The organism is Limnobacter sp. SAORIC-580, assembly GCF_013004065.1.
GTDB lineage: Bacteria > Pseudomonadota > Gammaproteobacteria > Burkholderiales > Burkholderiaceae_B > Limnobacter > Limnobacter profundi.
In genome coordinates, this window is sequence record NZ_CP053084.1 from 1,223,555 (window position 1) to 1,243,864 (window position 20,310).

Annotated in this window: 10 protein-coding genes; 6 read left to right on the forward strand and 4 right to left on the reverse strand. The window is 52.9% G+C overall.

All coding sequences use genetic code 11. From position 1 onward, the window contains the following. The first annotated feature begins 41 nt into the window (after positions 1 to 41). From HKT17_RS05685 to HKT17_RS05700, 4 genes are all read left to right on the forward strand, one after another. On the forward strand, positions 42 to 548 hold the full coding sequence (locus HKT17_RS05685; protein ID WP_171098517.1) for a hypothetical protein: 507 nt from the start codon (positions 42 to 44) through the stop codon (positions 546 to 548). Further along, positions 545 to 3,187 carry a beta strand repeat-containing protein gene (locus HKT17_RS05690; RefSeq protein WP_171098518.1) on the forward strand — a complete coding sequence of 881 codons (2,643 nt, stop codon included), beginning with the start codon at positions 545 to 547 and terminating at the stop codon, positions 3,185 to 3,187. Before HKT17_RS05685 ends, HKT17_RS05690 begins: the two co-directional genes overlap by 4 nt. A 76-nt stretch (positions 3,188 to 3,263) precedes the next feature. Continuing rightward, on the forward strand, positions 3,264 to 8,972 hold the full coding sequence (locus HKT17_RS05695; RefSeq protein WP_171098521.1) for an SdrD B-like domain-containing protein: 5,709 nt from the start codon (positions 3,264 to 3,266) through the stop codon (positions 8,970 to 8,972). A gap of 13 nt (positions 8,973 to 8,985) precedes the next feature. Continuing rightward, on the forward strand, positions 8,986 to 11,736 hold the full coding sequence (locus HKT17_RS05700; RefSeq protein WP_171098523.1) for a Tad domain-containing protein: 2,751 nt from the start codon (positions 8,986 to 8,988) through the stop codon (positions 11,734 to 11,736). Between the two features lie 9 nt (positions 11,737 to 11,745). Here the strand turns inward: HKT17_RS05700 and ettA are convergent, their stop codons facing one another. Both ettA and HKT17_RS05710 read right to left on the reverse strand, forming a co-directional pair. Further along, positions 11,746 to 13,407, reverse strand: coding sequence for an energy-dependent translational throttle protein EttA (gene ettA / locus HKT17_RS05705; RefSeq protein WP_171098526.1), 1,662 nt, complete (start codon positions 13,405 to 13,407; stop codon positions 11,746 to 11,748). Between the two features lie 38 nt (positions 13,408 to 13,445). Continuing rightward, positions 13,446 to 14,588, reverse strand: a complete 1,143-nt coding sequence (locus tag HKT17_RS05710; protein ID WP_171098528.1) for an NAD(P)/FAD-dependent oxidoreductase — start codon at positions 14,586 to 14,588, stop codon at positions 13,446 to 13,448. A gap of 261 nt (positions 14,589 to 14,849) precedes the next feature. Here HKT17_RS05710 and HKT17_RS05715 point away from each other — a divergent pair, with 261 nt between their 5' ends. Beyond that, the gene (locus tag HKT17_RS05715) at positions 14,850 to 15,689 is read left to right on the forward strand and encodes an outer membrane protein assembly factor BamE (RefSeq protein ID WP_171098530.1); all 840 of its coding nucleotides are present in this window, start codon (positions 14,850 to 14,852) and stop codon (positions 15,687 to 15,689) included. Between the two features lie 73 nt (positions 15,690 to 15,762). On the opposite strand, the gene HKT17_RS05720 is transcribed toward HKT17_RS05715, so the two are convergent. Both HKT17_RS05720 and HKT17_RS05725 read right to left on the reverse strand, forming a co-directional pair. Next, on the reverse strand, positions 15,763 to 16,818 hold the full coding sequence (locus tag HKT17_RS05720; protein WP_168426939.1) for a saccharopine dehydrogenase family protein: 1,056 nt from the start codon (positions 16,816 to 16,818) through the stop codon (positions 15,763 to 15,765). Positions 16,819 to 16,871: 53 nt separating this feature from the next. Then, positions 16,872 to 17,336: an SRPBCC family protein gene (locus HKT17_RS05725; protein ID WP_171098532.1), complete on the reverse strand. Its 465-nt coding sequence runs from the start codon at positions 17,334 to 17,336 to the stop codon at positions 16,872 to 16,874. Between the two features lie 387 nt (positions 17,337 to 17,723). On the opposite strand from HKT17_RS05725, the gene HKT17_RS05730 reads away from it, so the two are divergent. Next, positions 17,724 to 20,219: an acyl-CoA dehydrogenase gene (locus HKT17_RS05730; protein ID WP_171098534.1), complete on the forward strand. Its 2,496-nt coding sequence runs from the start codon at positions 17,724 to 17,726 to the stop codon at positions 20,217 to 20,219. Positions 20,220 to 20,310 lie beyond the last annotated feature (91 nt).

Here is a 20,310-nt window from a genome sequence, read left to right on the forward strand (position 1 = left end):
GTCATTTCAGGGGTGTTTGCAAACATTGAAGGAAAAATACGATGAGACCCATCACCACAGCAAGTTTGTTCGCGCTGTTGGCCGTTTTCAGCAGTGTGGTCCACAGTAATGAAGACGTCAAAATTGATCTTCAGGTTCATTTGGTTCAAATGGACGACAAAGGTCTGGAAGTTTTCAAACCAGCCCAACAAGCCAATCCTGGCGACATTCTTCAGTACAAAGTGATTTGCCGGAATCAGGGCGACACCCTGGCTCGCAATGTCATGGCGATCTTGCCTGTTCCCGCACGGGAACTTGTGTTCGTGAAAGACAAAACCGATTTGCAGAATCTTCAAGCCAGTCTGGATGGTCGGGTATTCGGTGATTTACCACTGAAGAAAGTTTCCAGGACCCCGGATGGCCGAATCGAGACCGTCGATGCTGATCCCGCCGATTACCGTTTTCTGCGGTGGGCTGTTGGCGATATTCCCCCACAGAAAAGCGCCACGATGTATGCACGCATGCGTGTAACACCTGGCGATGATTCGATTGCAGGAGGGCAACAATGAGCAACAACAATTCCTCTGGATCCATGCAGAAATTCACGGCCACCGTTGTATGGAGTTTGTGGGTCGCTGCCTTTATCGCTTTCATGCTGGTGTGGCTGAAAGATGCGCACGCAGCCCCTGTGGCCGGAACGTCGATTGGTAACCAGGCATCAGCAACATACACCGATGGATCACAAACCACGCGTACCGTGACCAGTAACACAGTGGTCACGATTGTGCAGCATGTCGCCAGTTTGACCTTGACCGCCGATGGCAACAAAAACGTCACCGCTGGTGGGCAGGTAAGCTTCCCGCACACCTTGACCAACACCGGTAACGGGGTTGATCAGTTCAGTTTGGCCACGGTCAACTCGGGCGCTTTCACGTTTGATCAGGTGAAGATTTATGCCGATCTGGATGGCGATGGTGTACCCGACAATTCATCCGAGATTTCGAACACAGGCGATCTTGCACCCGGTCAGGCATACAACTTCGTCATCGTGGGGCAGGTTCCCACCACAGCCAGTTCAGGTTCAGCCAATGACATCACAGTCACGGCGACCAGCGGGTTTGATTCCACAAAGACGGCTTCGAATACCGATACAACAACCGTGTCCAGCAATGCTGTGGTGAATGTGACCAAGTCTATTGATGTGGCCAGTGGGTCGGCTGGCAGTGGTCCGTACACTTACACGCTGACTTACAACAACACTGGAAACAGTGCTGCGAGCAATTTGGTGATCACGGATGACATTCCGGATGGCATGACGTATGTGCCGGGCAGCGGACGCTGGACCAGCACAGGTGCCACCGTGTTGACTGACCTGGATGCGACCGATGACCAGGGCGGCATTGTTTACGATTTCAATGTCACCACAACAGACACGGTAAGGGCAGTGATTGCCGTGGTGCCTGCTGGTTCCTCTGCCTCAATTTCCTTTCAAGTGAATGTGGATAACGGTCTTGACGCAGGCTCAAACCCAGCCACCTTGAATACGGCTTACTACAGTTACAACGACGGCAGTGCAGATGTTGCGCAGAACTTCACGAACTCGGTGCAGTTCCGTGTTGATCAAACCGTGGCAGTAAGCTCGACTGGTGACTCCGTGGCGGCTGCAGCCCAGGGCAGTACAGTGACTTTCACCAACGTGGTGAGCAATGATGGCAACGGCGAGGACACTTTTGATTTGACCATGATCAATTCATCGTTCCCGGCGGGCACTGCCTTCGTGCTGTACCAGGCCGACGGCGTTTCTCCTTTGCTGGACAGCGATGGTGACGGTGTGCCCGATACGGGGCCGTTGGGTCAAAATGAAAGTGTGTCGTACGTGGTCAAGGCGATTTTGCCAAGCGATGCATCCGCTGGTGGCCCCTACACGGTTGAGGCAAAGGCGACTTCGAGTGTGGATGTGGCAGTGTTTGCAGTGGCCACCGACACCTTAAGCACCATTACCAGCAACAGTGTTGATTTGACCAACGATGTGTCTGGTGCAGGTGCTCCAGGTTTCGGACCCGGTGCAGAAGCGGTGTCTGTTGACACCAATCCTGTCAACCCCGGAAGTACCACCACATTCACCCTGGCGGTGGCCAATTCAAGCAGTGTTGCAGACAACTTCAACCTGCTTGCCAGTACCGATTCGACCTTCTCCACGATTGGATTGCCAGATGGATGGAGCGTTGTGTTTCGTGATGCCAGCGGTGCCGTGATCACGAACACGGGTGTTGTCAATGGGGGTAGCACCGTCACGGTGACTGCTGAAGTGTCAGTGCCGGCAGATTATGTGCCGGGTACGGAAGACATCTATTTCCGTGCGGTTTCTCCCAACTCTGGCGCAGGCGACATTGTGCACAATGCTGTGACCGTGAATACCGTTCGCAACGTGGTGTTGGAAAGCAACAATTCCGGGCAGGTTTCGCCAGGCGGAACGGTGACCTACACGCACACCTTGTCCAACCTGGGCAATGTTACTGAGGGCAACGGCACCACCAGCAGCATCGACTTTGCATTGGTCGACGACAAAGACGGCTTCTCTTCGATTGTTCATTGGGACATCAACAACAACGGTGTGCTGGATCCATCCGACCCAGTGGTCACCGATGCGTCGCAGTTGACCGGGGGAAGCAATGGTGCAAGTACAAATCCGGGTCTCGATCCGGGCGAAAGTGCGACGCTGTTCGTGAAGGTTCAAGCGGGCGCAAACGCCACAGCTGGTGCGATGAATACCAGCAGTTTGAGCGCAACAACCAGCGGCACCATCGATACTCAGGCCGCGCCCACAGCAGCCAGCGTGGACGATGCAACCACCGTGATTGCCGGAAGTGTGAAATTGGTCAAGAAGCAGGCACTGGATGCGGACTGCAATGGTTTGCCGGACACCGCATTCACCACAGCCGACCTGACCAATGGTGCTGTACCCGATGCGTGTATTCGCTACGAGATTACAGCCAGGAACGTGGGTGTTTCTGAAGTGCTTGATCTGGTGGTCAGCGATGCAACACCTGTGCACACCATCTATCACGCGGTGTCCCCGGCTGCTGCAAGTGCTGGCACGGTAACGGCCCCCGCTGCCGATGACTCCGGGACCATTCAGGTCACTGCCAACAGTCTGGCTCCGGACCAGACCCTTGTCTTGACCTTCGGCGTGAAGATCATGCCTTGAGTCCCCGTTTCCGGCCCCGCCCGGGAGGGTAGCGGGCCGGTTTTTTTCTCAAAACGCTAAAACGAGGGGATACGATATGAATCAGTATCTGATGATCCTGCTCGCTTGGTTTTCAATGTTTTCCGCTGCCTCTGCAGTATTTGCAGCATCGACTATCCAGCCTTTGACGGCTGGTGGCACCGTGCTGAACCAGGCCAGTTTGTATTACGTCGACAACGCAACGGGTTTGCCTTCAAATCTGGCATCCAACGCTGTGCGTGTCTTCATGCAGCAATACGAAGCCGGCCTTCTGCTGAGCGATCAACGGCAACGCCGAACAGCAGGAAATTCGGTCACGTTAAAGCATCGCCTTGTCAATACTGGCAATTCAATCACTGCGTACAACTTGCGTTTGGAGAACCATGCAAACGATCAATTTGATATTGATCCATTGTTGCTGGTGCACGATCTCAACGAAAACGGCGAACCTGATTCTGGTGAACCCACCGTAACGTCCATCGAGCTATTGCCTGGGCAGGCTGTTGAGCTGTTGATTTCGGGCGTGGTGCCTGTTGATGCCAGTGGGCTATCAAAAATTGATGTGGTGGCCTATCGGGGCGACATCGAATTTGCACGCAACACAGACACCGTAGAAGTAACGGCAGGTGCCGTACTGGTTTTGAGCCTTGAAGCGTCCACCTTGACACCGGCGCCAGGCGAACACGTGGAGCTGGTATTAAACACACAGAACACAGGCAATGCAATTGCCGATGGGATTGATTATGAAGTGGACGGTCGCGTTGAATCGGGTCTTCTGATTGTTCAGGAAATCGCACCGAATACGCAGTTTGTGGATGCGGGTGCCAAGGTGGGCCGGGTGTTGTACAAGACAGGAAATAACTATGATTTTTCTGCCACGCCACCGTCCGATTTAAGCCGAGTCACTGCGGTTGCGTATGTGCTTGAAAGCCTGATGCCCACAGCCGATGCTCAGTTCAATCTGACCGTTCAAGCCAATGACAATTCATCGGGTGAGTTGCCTTACCGATCCCAGGCCTACTACAACAATGCCGTGGCAGTGGACAATTCAATGTCGTCTTCCAACCAGGTGGTTTTGCTGCTTGAGCCCAGCCCACCCGAAATTACTTACTATTCAGACCCTTCGTTTTCTGCGCCTGCCACGGCGACTCGTTTGGGCACCCCCTTGTATTTGCAGGCTGATGCAAGTGCATGCAATTCAAACGCCTCGCTTGTTGACGAGGTGGTGATCACCATTCGTTCAGAATTGTCTGGCGATGAGGAGCAGTTTCTGGGCGTGGAACAGGGTATCAACACTGGGATTTTCCGGATTCCACAAGCCATTGAAACCAGCAACATGCGGATCAGCAATATGGTGCCCGGCAACGGAGTGGTGGAGACTGGAAAAAATGATCGCCTGATCGCCGCAATCGGTGATTGCGGTGTGGGCGAGGCGTTCACCAGCGTATTGATCGATCCTGAAGGTGTTGTATTTGACAGCCGCAACAATTTGCCGATTGCCAATGTGCAGGTGGAGTTGATTGATGTTGATGGCCGTGGCAACGGTGGCAATCCCGGTGGGCCTGCTGTGGTGTTTCAGGACGATGGCACCACACCAGCACCGAGCCGGGTGATCACGGGTGCAGACGGTAGCTACCGGTTTCCCCTGGTTCCAGCCAGCACCTATCGTTTGCTGGTTGTACCACCCACCGGCTATGAGTTTTCATCGCGTTTGGCACCTGATGTTTTACCGGCAGGGCGAAGCATCGACCTGTCAGGTTCCTATGGTGGCAATTTTGCGGTGAATACATTCACAGGTGCAGTCAAGATTGATGTGCCTGTCGACAATGTGAATGCCACAGGCATTCAGGTCAGGAAATCGGTTGCCCGCAAGATTGTTGAAATTGGGGACATCGTTTCTTATGCCGTTGAGGTGCGCAACATCAGTGGCGAAAAACTATTCGGTGTGGTGTTGCGGGATCAATTGCCCCCGGGTTTTCAATATCGTGCGGGTTCTGCAATGCGTGATGGTCAACAGATCACGGACCCGGACGGTTCAACAAGTTCCGTTCTTGCGTTCCCTTTGGGCACACTCGAAAACGATGAATCTGCCACCATCGTTTATGTAACTGCTGTAGGAATAGGGGCTCGAATCGGCACCAATGCGACAAACCGTGCACAGGCACAAAGCGCCTCGCCTTTGGCACACACCAGCAATGTAGCAACGGCTTCTGTGCGTGTTGAAGGGGGTGTATTTGATACCCACGGTTTTGTGCTTGGAAAGGTTTACGCAGACTGCAATGAAGACGGCTTGCAGCAAGACGGCGAAAGGGGCGTTCCCGGCGTGCGTGTATGGCTGGAAAACGGCAACTGGGCGACAACTGATCACAATGGGTTGTTCAGTTTTCACGGGGTAACGCCTCAAACCCATGTTGCAAAAGTTGATGCCACCACATTGCCCGCCGACACCCGAACGCTTGCAATTTCAAACCGGCATGCCGGCGATGGCAACAGCCGTTTTATTGACATGAAAAACGGTGAATTGCATCGCGCGGATTTTGCATTGAAAGGTTGCCCCGAGAGCCTTGATCAGGAAATCGACAGACGGGCTCAAAAGATCAAGGTTCAGCCACGGTCTGCGGGGCTTGAGCCGGGGCAGCAGAAAATTGAAGGCGCACCCGCGCGCACCGCGAAATCGCTGGCTGAATCTGTTGAAACCTTGAACAACAGCCTTGATTTCATTGGCATGGAAAAAACCCAGAATGTGGCCACGACCCAAAGCAGTTTTCGCATCAAAGGCCCCATTGGCGCAAACCTTGTGTTGAAGGTCAATGGGCTTGATGTGTCACCCAAAAAATTGGGCACACGGGTGGAGGTTGCCGGGCGAAACATGGAGGCACGTGAGTACATCGGGATTGAGTTACAGCAAGGCGAAAACCAGGTCGAGTTGCTGGACGTGGATGACAATGGTCGGGTCAGGGCGAGAAAGTCCATTCAATTGTTGGCACCGGGTGCCTTGGCTGCCATACACATTGATTCAGCCCAGCCCGCCATGGCAGGGCAAGGCCAAACAGCGCTGGTCAAGGTGTCACTTTTTGATGCCGCTGGTATTCCCGTGGTCGCCCGTACACCCTTGAATTTGTCAAGCGATTCAGGCCACTGGCTGCATCCGGATCTCGATCCGGTGGCAACCGGTCACCAGGTTTTTGTGGAAGGTGGCCATGCCATTTTCAAGCTTCAAAGCCCCGAGCAAACAGGACGGGCCACAGTTCAGGTCACATCGGGTTTGGTCAAGGCCGAGTCAGAAGTGAGCTTTCTTGCGCAGTTGCGTGAAATGATTGCGGTGGGTCTTCTTGAGGGGGTGATCAATCTGCGGGATCTGCGCGAAGGCATTCTGAGCACGGGCAATGGCAATGATGGCTTTGAACAGGAAATTCAGCACTTCTCGACACAAGGCAATCAGGTGGATGCAGGTGCACGCGCTGCGCTTTTTCTGAAAGGAAAAATCAGGGGTGATTACCTGCTGACCATGGCTTACGATTCAGACAAACCCACTCAGGACAAGCTTTTCCGGGATATTGATCCTGACCAGTATTACGCGGTGTATGGCGACGATTCAGTGAAAGGTTCCGATGCACAGTCCAACGGTCGCTTGTACCTGCGTTTGGACAAAAACAAATCCTGGTTTCTGTTGGGCGATTTCAATACCCAAAGCGCTGATCGTCAGGTGGTCAGAAAGTTGTCTGCCTACAACCGTAGTTTAAACGGTGTTCGTCATCATTATGATGCCGACAATATTCAAATCGATTCATTCGCAAGTCGCGAAACCACCCGCCAGGTGGTGGAGGAAATTCCTGCCAATGGTACCTCGGGTCCTTATGCGCTGAAGTTCGACAATCTTGTGGCCAACAGCGAGAAAATCGAGATCGTGACTCGCGACAGCGATCAGCCCGCCGTGGTGATACGCAGTGTGCCCATGCAGCGTTTTGTGGATTACACCCTGGAGCCTTTCAGTGGTCGAATCCTGTTTCGTGCGCCGGTGGCCAGCCTTGACGAAAACCTCAATGAGCAGTTTGTTCGCGTCGCCTATGAAGTTCAGCAAGATGGTGAAGAGTTCTGGGTTGCTGGCGCCGAAGTGCGTGTGGATGTGCGTGAAGATGTGCAAATCGGTGCGGCCATTGTTGATGATCAGAATCCGCAAGACCCCAACCAGCTGCGCGGTATTTTTGCCCGTTATGAGAACGGCAGCAACAGCATCGTGGGTGAACTGGCCAGCAGCAACCGACTTGATGTGGGTTCCGGCAACGCTGCGCGTGTTGAGGGGAAAATCAAGGAAGGGCGTTTGCAGGGGCGGTTCCAGGTGTCGCGTTCAGACCCTGCCTTTTCAAATGCCTCGTCCACGTTAAGCCGTGGAAGAACGGAAGCACGTGGCAAATTCAATTATTCACTTGACGACAAAAATCGCCTGATTGTTGATTTGCTGTCGTCAAAGGATGCGCTTACCGGGAGAACCAAGCGTGGCGTGTTTTTCGCTGCGGAGAGAAATTTTGCAAACAATGTGAAAGTTCAGCTTGGCGTGCGAAGCGAGTCTTTTGATTCGCCCGCACAGGGCGCCCAATCGCGCACAGGCACCCATTACACTGCGAACAGTATTACTGCGCGTGTTGATGGGCCAGCACCCATTTTCCCCAAGGTGTCCTTGTATGGCGAAGTAGAGCAAGACGTTGGGAACAGCAAAAACAGACTTGTGGCCCTGGGCGGCGAATATCGTTTGGCTGGCAAGGGTCGCGTATATGGGCGGCATGAGCTTTCTTCGTCACTTGGCGGATCTTTTCAGCCTGACAACGAGGATCGCCGAAATACCTCTGTGTTGGGTATTGACTCCGAATACATGAAAAATGGTCAGGCTTTCTCGGAATACAGGGCTCGCCAAGTGTTTTCAGAACGAGAAGTAGAGGCTGCAATTGGACTTCGCAACAGAATTCCCGTGTCGGAAACCTTGAGTTTCAACACCAGCTTTGAGCGTGTGAAGGCCATCACTTGCAAAACCTGTATTGAATCGATTGCAACCACCGGCGCTGTGTCATATAGCCCGAACATCAACACCAAAGCGACTGCTCGTCTTGAGTTGAGAAATGCGACGAATGGCCGTTCGGTGTTGAGCAGCCAGGGTTTGGCACGCAGGATTTCCGAACAATGGACGATCCTGACACGCAATATTTTTCTCCTGAATCATTCGGGCCAGCAACGCCGCTTGCAGGACCGATTCCAGATCGGTCTGGCATTTCGGAATATCAAAACAAATCGGTGGAATGCGCTGGGCCGTTACGAGTTTAAAACCGACAAAACCCTGACGGCAGGCGCTGTCACGCGGCCCGGTGATTATCGCCGTCTGGTGCATGTATTTTCCACACATGCCAATGTGAAAGTATCCCGCCCACTTGTTGCCACATTTCGTTATGCCGGCAAGTTCGGAAAAGAACGTTACTCGGGAATTGGACACCGTACCCGCGGGCAACTGGTGTCGGGTCGCATGACTTATGACGTGAACCCGCGCTGGGACCTTGGTTTGCAGGGAAGTCTTTTGCTTTCCAACGATTCGTCGGGGCGCCGCACAGCATTGGGTGCTGAAGTGGGTTATCTCTTGCAGGAAAACCAGTGGGTGTCCGCTGGCTACAACGTGTTCGGTTTCAAAGACCGGGATTTGAGCGGCCAGGATACTTTCTCTCAAGGTTTTTATCTGCGTCTGCGGGTGAAATTTGACGAACAGTTGTTCGCCCAGTTTTAAGGTGAAAATCAATATGCATCACATTATTTTTTACGGACTTTTTATTCTGATGATTACAGCGTCTACCGGGGTGCAAGCGAATTGCCGGGGCGATGCCTGTGTCAGCATGGGAAGCAATCTGGCTTCAGTGGACAGCGGTCAAAGTGCGCTGTTCGGTGGGGTGTTGAGCGGCCTGACAGGCAGCGACATCAGTTTCAGCAGCAATGAATCAAGTTCGCTTGCACAGGGTGATGTAGACCTGGAAACACTGCTGCAAAACATTGAAACCCTGAGCGGAGCAGACAGCACAGCTGCCGCTTTGAATTCGGAAATTACCTTGTCGCAGTTCTACGCGGCAGCAGCAGATGCCGCAAATGCTGCAGGCGACAGCGAGGCGGCAGCTGCGCTGAGTAACTTGAGTGCAGAAGTTGCTGGTGTGGCCGGCACCTTCCAGGCGGGGGATTTGATTGCCTTGCAAGAATCCGAAGGCGGCTACGATGGCGTCAACCTGAACGCGCTTGAATTGGTGTCCGGAAGTGCCGAAGTGTTTAGCGGAAATAATCCCGTGACCACATCGGAGCCAGTGACCATTTCAGGTTCGGAACTGGGTATGGCCGGGGTAGTGAACTCTGTAACCATTGCTTCGCAGGTGGTTGAGCCCGCCAAAATAGTGTGTGGACCCGAAGGCAGTACCTTTCACAGTTCCTCAATGCGATATTCCCTGTCGCTTGATCTGGTGGACACCGGTCTTGACATGTCATCGTTGCTGGCATTGCCTGGAATCGCAGATGTTGATGCAAGTATCGGGCAGCTTAATCTTTATGTCGAAGTGTCCCGTGCTGAAGGCGTTATTCAAAGCATTGACGCGCTCAACCAGGCCGTCACCATCAGTGCTGTTCCGGGGGTGACCGACATGTATCTTGGGCAGTTCCCGGAAGGCGCTTTTTTTGACACCAGTGTGTCGCTGGATCCGGCATTGCTTGATTTCTCGACCATAGGCAGCGTCACGGTGACCGAGCTTTCCGGCACTGCCACCACGGTGTCCATTCAGGCCAAAAGCAGCGCACAAGGTGAACAGTCCTTCGCAGACACGCTGGTGTTTAACGGGCCGTATCCTGAAACACAGCGCTCAAGCACTTCTGCGGACGCGGGGTCGCAGCTGCTTGATTCCTTGATGTCCAACCTCGTTTTGCAACTGTCGCCTGAAGACCTGGGTTTGCTCAATGACCAGGTTTTGGTAGCTGTTCAGGATGCTAGTAGCAACACCTTGCCCCCAATATTGTCATCCGTGCTGACCGGTATTGTCGACCCCATGATGGAAAGCATGGGAACGTCTATCGGCGAAGTGGACACGACAGTACACGCAGTCAGGCAGGTTTGTAGTTTCAGTGGTCTGGTTTATCACGACCTGAATCACGACTACATCAACAACACAGGCGATGGCCTGTGCAATGAAGCCCTGTATGTAAAACTTGTGTCGAGCGACACGCCCGCCGGTCCGGCTTTGGCCGTTGCCACAGTGGAGCCAGCCACAGGGCAGTACACCTTCACCACTGCGTCTGCAGGAAACTACAGCCTTGTGCTGGATACAAACAGTGATCCCAGTGATGTAGCATCCAGCGCGCCAACGGGCTGGTTGCACATGGAGTCTGAAGACGGTGTTCAGCCTTTTCTGCTACAAGCCAACGGCGCAACAGAAGCTGGCCCGAATTTTGGCCTGTACCACGGCAGCACCCTCAGTGGATTTGTGTTCGAAGACAATGGCGCTGGTGTTGCCAATGCCCATGATGGCGTGTTTCTGGACGACGAGGCAGGTCTTGATGGAATTGTTGTGAAGCTGACTGATTTCCCCGCCGCCGCAACCGGGCCTCTGGATGAAGTGATCACGCAGGGTGGGGGTGCCTACAGGTTCTGGATTCCAGCGGGTGCAGGTGGCTCTGTGTTGGCTGTTGTTCAAACCAATCGCGAAAACTATCGATCCATTGGTGCCAATGTCGGCAATACGGGTGGCACCTATGACCTGGCGCAAGATCATATTTCATTTAACCGTGAAAATGGCAAGCGGTATGAAAGCGTTGATTTTGGTGACGTGAAGACCAGCGCCCTGTATTCCGACAATCAACGCACCAGTGTGGCTGGTTCCCCGATTTTTTATCCACATGTGTTTACCGCCGGCAGTGAAGGCGACATTGCTTTTGAGATTCGAAGCGACAGCGTGTCTCAAGAAAGCTGGCAATCTGTGCTTTACCGCGATGGCAACTGCGATGCCCAACTGGATGCTTCTGAAGCAATAATTACCGAGCCCGTCAACGTACAGGCAGATGAAAAGTTGTGCTTAATCATGAAAATTTTTGTGCCTTTGACTGCGCCAGCGGACGCACGGCATGTTGACACCTTGCAGGCCACATTCACCTATTCAAACACCACTGTGGATACAGCCCATTTGGTGAACAATGTCACCACTGTGGGGGCGTCGGATTCGCCCGGTTTAACTCTGCTTAAAGAAGTTGAACAGCCCACAGCGTTGCCGGGAGAAACACTGGTTTACACCGTTCGTTACGAGAACCAGGGGGCAGGAAATCTTGATGCACTTGAAATTCACGACAGCACCCCCGCGTACACTGTATTTTCAAGTGCCGAGTGTGTAGACACCCAAGTGGATTTAACATGTGAGGTGTCGGAGCAACCCGAAGTGGGTGATTCGGGTCGTGTTACCTGGAAAGTGATTGGACTGGTGCCGCCCGGCACCAGCGGTGTGGTTCGTTTCAGTGTTGTGGTTCAGTGAGCAACTACTTTACTTCAGTGGCTTGTAACGAACACGTTTTGGCCGCGCACCTTCCTCACCCAAACGCTTCACCTTGTCGGCTTCGTATTCCTGAAAGTTGCCATCAAAGAACACCCACTGCGAATCGCCTTCACAGGAAAGAATGTGCGTGGCAATGCGGTCCAAAAACCAGCGGTCGTGTGATGTAACCAGCACAGTGCCCGCAAATTCCAGCAGCGCGTCTTCCAGCGAACGCAGTGTTTCCACGTCCAGGTCGTTCGAGGGTTCATCCAGCAGCAACACGTTGCCGCCGGAAATCAGTGTTTTGGCCAAGTGCAAGCGGCCACGTTCACCACCCGACAAATTGCCGATCAACTTTTGCTGGTCGCCACCTTTAAAGTTAAAGCGGCCCAGGTAGGCACGCGATGGCATCTCGAACTTGCCCACGGTCAAAATGTCTGCACCGTCTGCCACGCCATCAAACACGGTTTTGTCGTTGGGCAGTGAATCGCGGGCCTGATCCACAACAGCCATGCGCACAGTTGAGCCAACTTTGATTGAACCACTGGTGGGCTCTTCCTTGCCCGCAATCATTTTGAACAGGGTTGATTTACCCGCACCGTTGGGGCCGATTACACCCACAATTGCACCAGGTGGAATCTTGAAGCTGAGGTTGTCAATCAACAAGCGGTCACCAAAGGCTTTGCTCACATTTTCAAACTCGATCACCTCATTGCCCAAGCGCTCGGCCACGGGAATAAAAATTTCCTGTGTCTCGTTGCGCTTCTGGTACTCATGGCTAGACAATTCTTCAAAGCGTGCAATACGCGCTTTGGATTTCGCCTGGCGTCCTTTCGGGTTTTGGCGAACCCATTCCAGTTCTTTTTTCAAGGCTTTCTGGCGTGCGCTTTCGCTGCTTTCTTCTTGCTTAAGGCGGTCCTGCTTTTGGTCCAGCCAGGAACTGTAGTTGCCTTTCCACGGAATGCCAGATCCTCGGTCCAGTTCCAGAATCCATTCGGCGGCATTGTCCAAAAAGTAGCGGTCGTGGGTAACAGCCACCACAGTACCTGGGAACTTGTGCAGGAACTGCTCAAGCCAGTGCACCGATTCAGCATCCAGGTGGTTGGTGGGTTCGTCCAGCAGCAACATGTCCGGTTTGCTCATCAACAGGCGGCACAATGCCACACGGCGTTTCTCACCACCGGAAAGCGTGGCCACGCTGGCTTCCCAAGGGGGCAGGCGAAGTGAATCGGCTGCAATTTCCATCAGGTGTTCAGCATCGTTGCCCGCAGCGGCAATCACAGCTTCCCACTTGGCTTGTTCTTCAGCCAGTTTGTCGAAGTCTGCTTCAGGGTCGGCGTAGGCGGCGTAAATTTCCTCCAGCTTTTGCTGGGCCATGCCCAGTTCACCCAAACCTTCTTCAACGGCCTGGCGCACCGTGTGCTCGGGGTTCAGTTCGGGTTCCTGGCTCAAATACCCAATATTCAAATTGGGCATGGGCACTGCTTCGCCTTCAATGTCTTTGTCCACACCAGCCATAATTTTCAGCAGGGTAGATTTGCCAGAGCCGTTCAAGCCCAGCACACCAATTTTCGCGCCGGGAAAAAAGCTCAGCGAAATGTTCTTCAAAATCTGGCGCTTGGGGGGAACAATTTTCCCCACGCGGTTCATGCTGTAGACGTACTGGGCCATTCGGTTTCCAATTCAATAGGTTTAACGTTGCCGCAATTTTAAATCATCGCAGGCAGTTGGGGGGTTAAAGCTTGGCGTTCTTTGCTGGCCTCACCCAACAATGCCATGCCCAGCAGCGCGCCATCTGCGCCTTTAAACAAGGCTTTCACACCGTTGTCATCGGCTGTTATTTCCCATTCACCCTCATGCTCGGGCAGGGGTGGGTTCACCACCGCAGGGCAATCGGGCGTTTTAATGCTCACCGGCATTGCAGGGAATTTGATTTCAGTGGGTTTGCCAGCCAGTGTTTGCGCCATGGCGCGCGCAGCTTGCATCACCGGCATGATATACGGCAGCACAAACTTGCCCAGGTATTCGGCGCAATCACCCAAGGCATAAATGTTTTTGTTGCTGGTCTGTCCAAGGTTGTTCACCACGATGCCGCGCGCCACTGTAACGCCCGCATTTTCGGCCAGTGCAGTGCGTGGCTTCAAACCGACTGCAGACAACACCAAATCAGCTTGGGTTGTTTCGCCATTGGAATCCGTCAGTGTGTAGCCAGCCCCGCTCTTCACGATGCTGTTAACGGTACGCCCCAGTTTCCAGCTCACGCCTTTCTCGGCCAATTTGTTTTGCATGAAGGTACTGGCTTGTTCAGGCAGTAGGCGGGCCAGGGGTCGGTCAGCCAAATCAAACACGGTGGTGTGAATGTCTGCCTTCAGCAAATCGTTGGCAAATTCGCAACCGATCAAGCCTGCACCCAACACGGCCACTTCTTTCTTGCCATCCAGCAGTTTTCGAAATTCTGCATAATCATTCAAGTCATTCACGCTGATGACGTCGCCCGCGCCATCGCCTTCAATCGGCAGTTTGATGGTGTCGGCACCCAGAGCCAATACCAAGTTGTCGTAGCTGAACTCGCCTGCGCTGCTTGTCAGTCTGCGCGATTCAGAATCCACCGCGCTCACTGTGGCGTTGGGCACCAGTTCAACTTTCTGTTGTTCGGCAAATTTTGCAGCAGGCGTCATCACCAGGCTCTCGGCTGTTTTGCCACTGGCCAGCGCATTGCTCAACATGGGCTTGGAGTAAAAGTCGCCGCTGTCTGCCGTGATCAGGCGAATCTCCGCCTCGGGGTCGGCTTTGCGAAGTTCTCTAACCAAAGTCCATGCGGCCACGCCGCTGCCAATGATGGTGGTGTTCATAGTGTTAATCCTGTGTGTTGCACGTGAGTTTCAATAGTCAATTTCTATAATTGAAGCTTATTAATCACGAATTGCTATCGTAAACGTTGAGTATTGGCATTGTAAGCGGAATCCAAATGTATACGGGTGTTTACCAAACAGAGTGGCATTGGTTAAGATGCGCGTAGACATTCGATTTTCAAGCCATATTCTCAGGTAGGCTTGCTACATTCCTTTATTATCAAACGACTTCTACACAATACACATCAAAGGGAGACAACTTTGAGTACATTTGATCGCATCGGCACTTCTCGTTTTATCAAAACCGCGGCCTTGGCTTTGTCAGTGACTATTTTGGCCGCTTGCGGATCAATGACAGGCATCAAAGACATTCCCGAGTACCTCGATTCTGATTTCGAGCATGTGGGTCCGCGTGATTTCATCACCAACATTGATTTGGCCCGAATCAAGCTGGGCATGTCGCCGCTTCAGGTTCAAAACCGATTGGGCATGCCCATGTTGAGCGCGAAAGATCAAGACGATCGTTGGGACTATGTGTTGAAGAAAGGCCAGGGAGCCAGCGAAGAATTTGTGCCCTATGCCGTTTACTTCAAAGATCAAAAAGTGGTGCGTTTGGCGCCATTGACGCCACCGCCCGCACCTTTGGCTGACGCACCTGCAGAGGCACCTGTAGTTGATGCGTCTGCTGTTGCTGCACCTGAAGCCAGCGCTGGCGAAGTTATGGCCCCAGAACCCAGTTTGGCTGTTGGCGCCGATGTGGGCGATGCTGCTGCCATTAACGACATGTTGAGCAACTGGGCTGCCGCCTGGTCGTCTAAAGATGCAAACGGGTATCTCGGTTTTTATGCAGACACCTTTGAGCATGGAAAGAAATCTCGCGCCGCCTGGGAAGGCCAGCGTCGCGCACGCTTGTCTGACAAAGAAACAATTTCTGTCAGCGTGTCCGATGTGCAAATTGACGTGCAGTCCGAGGCCTTGGCCACTGTCAAGTTCAAGCAAGACTATTCATCAAATCGTTACAACGACTCAGGCATTAAAGTTTTGACTCTGTCCAAAGCCAGTGGCACCTGGAAAATTCAACGCGAAGAGTTTCAGAAGTAATTTTTGAGCCAAAGAAAAACCCCTTGCTGCATTAAGCAGTAAGGGGTTTATTTATTGAATCTGCCAGAAAAAGTTACTGTTCGAAAATCTGGATTTTTCCGCAACCATCCAAACGTTCGACCAAATCGCTGCCCATCAGCTTCGATGGTGTGTAGGCACCGCCAGCAACATTCTTTTCCATCAAGATAAAACTTGCCACTGCCAGTGATCCCATCACGGTCAAAGAATACCCATTGGCAGTTTTTACCCGGGCAACCACCTTTTTACCTTCGGCATTCGTGGCCTCGCCCCACACATACGCAGGCATTTTGGCGCGTTGCTCTTCGTTGGGACCTTCTACTTTCGCAGCCTGTTTTTTCAGAATTCCCTGAACCAGAGACATGCCCAGAATAGGGCGGGCCAGGTTTGCAGCACGCATCATCCGCACCGATTTCGGTGAGGAAGGAATGTATACCTCAATATTGCGAATGCCGGTGCTGTGGAATGCAGTGGACACGTCGCCCCAAGGAATGGTGACCGCAAACTTGGTGCCGTTGCCAAAATTGATTTCGCGAGTGCTGTAGCCCAAGCCCACTGCCTTGATTTCACCCTCTTCACGAATGCGGCCGCCCAACTTCATGGCCTCGACGGTGGTTTTCGCAGTGCCTGCTGACAAGCCACTGCGGGAATCAAAACCCAGGGCCAGGTGTGTGGCATCAGGCAACAACTCGTGCAGGCGGGCGGCCACGCAATCGGTTGGAATCACATCGAAGCCAACACCCGGACACAGCACAATTTTTTGTTTGCGTGCCTTGCCGCTCAGTGACTGGGCCAGCTCGAACACTGAAATTTCACCGGTAATGTCGAGGTAGTGTGTTTTGGTTTGCAGACAAGCCATCATCATCGGCTCGGCTGTTTCTGAAAAGGGGCCTGCACAATGCAAAACCAGGTCAACTTCATTCAAGCCTTCCAATACTGCGGCTTCATCACTCAACGAGAAGACACGACTTGGCAAGCTTAGTTTGTTGGCCAAGGCGGTCACTGCCGCTTCATTGCGGCCAGCCAGAATGGGGCGCATGCCGCGTTTGGCCGCTTCACGCGCAATCATTTCACCGGTGTAACCATTGGCACCGTAAATCATCCAGGGCATTGCGTCTCCTAAAGCGCTTTGGAGCCCTTAATCGGGCTCCCTTGTTGTTTTGTTCAAGATTCCAGTTTGGCTTTCACGCGGTCGAGAAATGTTCCAACCTGTGCATCGAATTCCGATTTCACGATACCTTCCGCAATCCCTTTCATCAGGCGGGGCACCGGCATTTCGAACTCGCCAGTTGAGCGGAACGAGATTGTACATGCCTTGGGGCTGTCTTCCTTAATCACCCAACCGCCAGCCACAGTGGCATTGCCTTCGCCCGCAACCGGGTTCCAGTCAATCTTCGATTTGCCATCGTTGGTGTACTTCACTGCGTACTTCACCTGATGGGAAATGCCTGCTGCGCCAATCTTGGCCATTTCCCAGCGCCACACTGCATCGCCCAGGTCAACAATTTTGTCCAGCTTGGGAAACAGGGCCACGGTGTCGGCAACATCAGCCAACTGGTCAAATGCTTTCTTGGCACTGCATGCCACTTTGAACGACTTTTCGATTTTCACATTCACGTTAACTGCCATATGTCCCTCGCTTTTTATTGTGGATGTTGTACTGCATGGGATGAAGTGTATCGGTTAATTGGCGCGCTTGTTAGCCCGATGAGGCAACTGTGTGGCGCTTGATTGGGGGCTTGTGAAATCTCGTGAAATACCGGGTTCAACTAAAAACAGCCGTGTTGCGCCGCACTTAATCATTGCTTCCTTTAAATCGTTGTGTGCATTGCTTCTTGCCTGTTTTGCTGTGAATGCATGTTGCGGTGCAAGGTAAATCATTGATTTTTTTCGAATTGAGGCTCTAGAAAAGTCGCTGTTTTTTTGGTGCAATGAGGTTGACAGTTGTTCACTGAAAGCGCATGTTACGCCTAAGTAACTTAGAAGTAACTTTGATGACATTCAAGGGGTATAAACATGTCAAATTCACTTTTTGCCGTTTTCTCAGCAGTTGTGCTGATCGGCCTCGTTTACAGCGGTGCAAACCTGCTGACCTTCACCGCTGCCATTGGCGCATCCGCTTTGGGCTTCTATGCCTTGGGCGGTCTTGGTGAGTTGGGCCTTATTGTGTTTGCCGCAATTTACCTGCCGATCGCCGTAGTTCTCAACGTACCAAGCCTTCGCCGTGGCGTGTTGACTGCACCAATCTTCAAGGCCTTCAGCAAGGCCCTGCCAGCCATGAGCCCAACTGAAAAGGACGCCCTCGAGGCTGGCGACACCTGGTGGGAAGCCGAAATGTTCGGTGGCAAGCCGGATTGGTCCAAGCTGATGAACGTGAAGTACACCGAGCTCACAGCAGATGAGAAGTCTTATCTCGAGAACGAGACTGAAGAGCTTTGCAAAATGCTCGACGACTGGAAGATCACTTTCGAGCTGAAAGACCTGCCGCAAGAAGTGTGGGATTTCATGGGCAAGAAGAAATTCTTCGCCATGTTGATCGCCAAAGAACACGGCGGTTTGGGTTTCTCTCCCTACGCACAAAGCTGCGTGGTCGCGAAAATTGCAACCCGTTCATTGACTGCATCAGTCACCGTGATGGTTCCCAACTCCTTGGGCCCAGGCGAGCTGATCATGCACTACGGCACGCAAGAACAGAAAGACTACTGGCTGCCACGCTTGGTAGACGGTCGCGAAATCCCATGTTTTGGCCTGACCGGCCCTGAAGTGGGTTCGGATGCCTCTGCGATTCCTGACACTGGCGTGGTTGTGAAGCGCGTGGTGAACGGGAAAGAAGAATTGGGTATCGTACTGAACTTCAGCAAGCGCTATATCACCTTGGCACCTGTGGCCACTGTGGTTGGTTTGGCATTCAAGCTGAAAGATCCAGAAGGTTTGTTGGGCGACAAAAACAAGGTCGACTACGGTATTACCTGCGCCTTGCTGCCAGCCGACACACCCAATGTACAAATTGGCCGACGCCACTTCCCTGGCGCGGTGTTCATGAACGGCCCCATCATCGGTAACGACGTTTACATTCCGCTGACTTCCATCATTGGTGGCCGTGAAATGGCCGGCAAGGGTTGGAGAATGCTGGTTGAATGTTTGTCAGCAGGCCGTGGTATTTCATTGCCAGCGCTGTCCGCTGCTTCTGGTTGGGGCATGTACCTGGCCACTGGCGCCTACGCCCGAATTCGTCGCCAGTTCAAGATGCCGATTGGTCGTTTTGAAGGCGTTCAGGAAGCAACCGGCAAAATCGGTGGTCTCACTTACAAACTGGAAGCCTCACGCGTGTTGACAGCAACAGCTTGTGCCGAATGTGCACCATCTGTGGTCACCGCCATGATGAAGTACCACATGACCGAAATGATGCGTGAAATTATTCTGCGCTCTATGGACGTTCATGGTGGTCGTACGGTAATTCTTGGCCCACGCAACTACCTGGGTCAGGCTTACCAAGCCATGCCAGTTGCCATTACCGTTGAAGGCGCGAACATCATGACGCGTAACCTGATCGTATTTGGTCAGGGTGCAATCCGTTGTCATCCTTGGGTCCTGAAAGAAATGCAGGCAGCCCAAAACCCCAACAAAGAAGAGGGTCTGCGTGATTTCGACACCGCTTTCTTTGGTCACTTGGGTCACATTTTCAACCGTGCCATGCGTGCTCTGGTGTTGGGCCTGACCGGCAACCGTTTGGCGAAAAGCCCCGTGAGCGGCCCAATGGCTGATTATGCAAAAGCCATTGAGCGTCGTTCTGCCGCCCTGGCATTCACAGCCGACGTGGCCATGGGTGTATTGGGTGGTGAACTGAAGCGCCGCGAGCGTTTGTCGGCCCGTTTGGGTGACGTGCTCAGCCACCTGTACATGGCCACAGCTGTGCTGAAGTACTTTGAAACCAATGGCCGTTTGGCGGATGAACTGCCCCACGCACAATGGGCGATTGAAGATTCATTGTTCGAAATCGACAAGGCTTTCACCGAGTTCAACCGCAACTTCCCCAACAAGGCTGTTGGCAAACTGCTGAACTTCGTGGCCTACCCATTGGGCATGGGCAAAACCAAAGGCCCAAGCGACAAGGTGAACGCCGAAGTGGCAGAACTCCTGATGACTCGCAATGCTTTCGCAAATCGCCTGCTCGACAAAGTGTTTGTGGGTGAAGGTTTGTCCGACCCAACTGGCCGCATTCTGGAAGCAGCCGACAAACTGTTGTCGATCGAACCTGGTTACAGCAACTTCCTAAAAGCAGTGTCTTCAGGCAAGGTTGTCGGAGAAGGTCTGGAAGCCCAGTTGAAAGACGCTGTGGCCAAAAACCTGATCAGCCCCGATCTGGCCCAAGGCATTCGCGAGTACGAACCAATTCGTTTCGATGCGATCCTGACCGACGACTTCAGCAAAGACTACTTACGCACCAATGGTCAAATTCCCGACGAGATCATTGAAGCCAAGCCAGTCACGGAGTACAAGGCAGCTGCTTGATTTTAAAGGGCAAGTTTTTCGGCAACATTTTGTTGTAGCGAAAACATCGAAAGGCCTCGCGAAAGCGGGGCCTTTTTTGTTACTCGTTCAG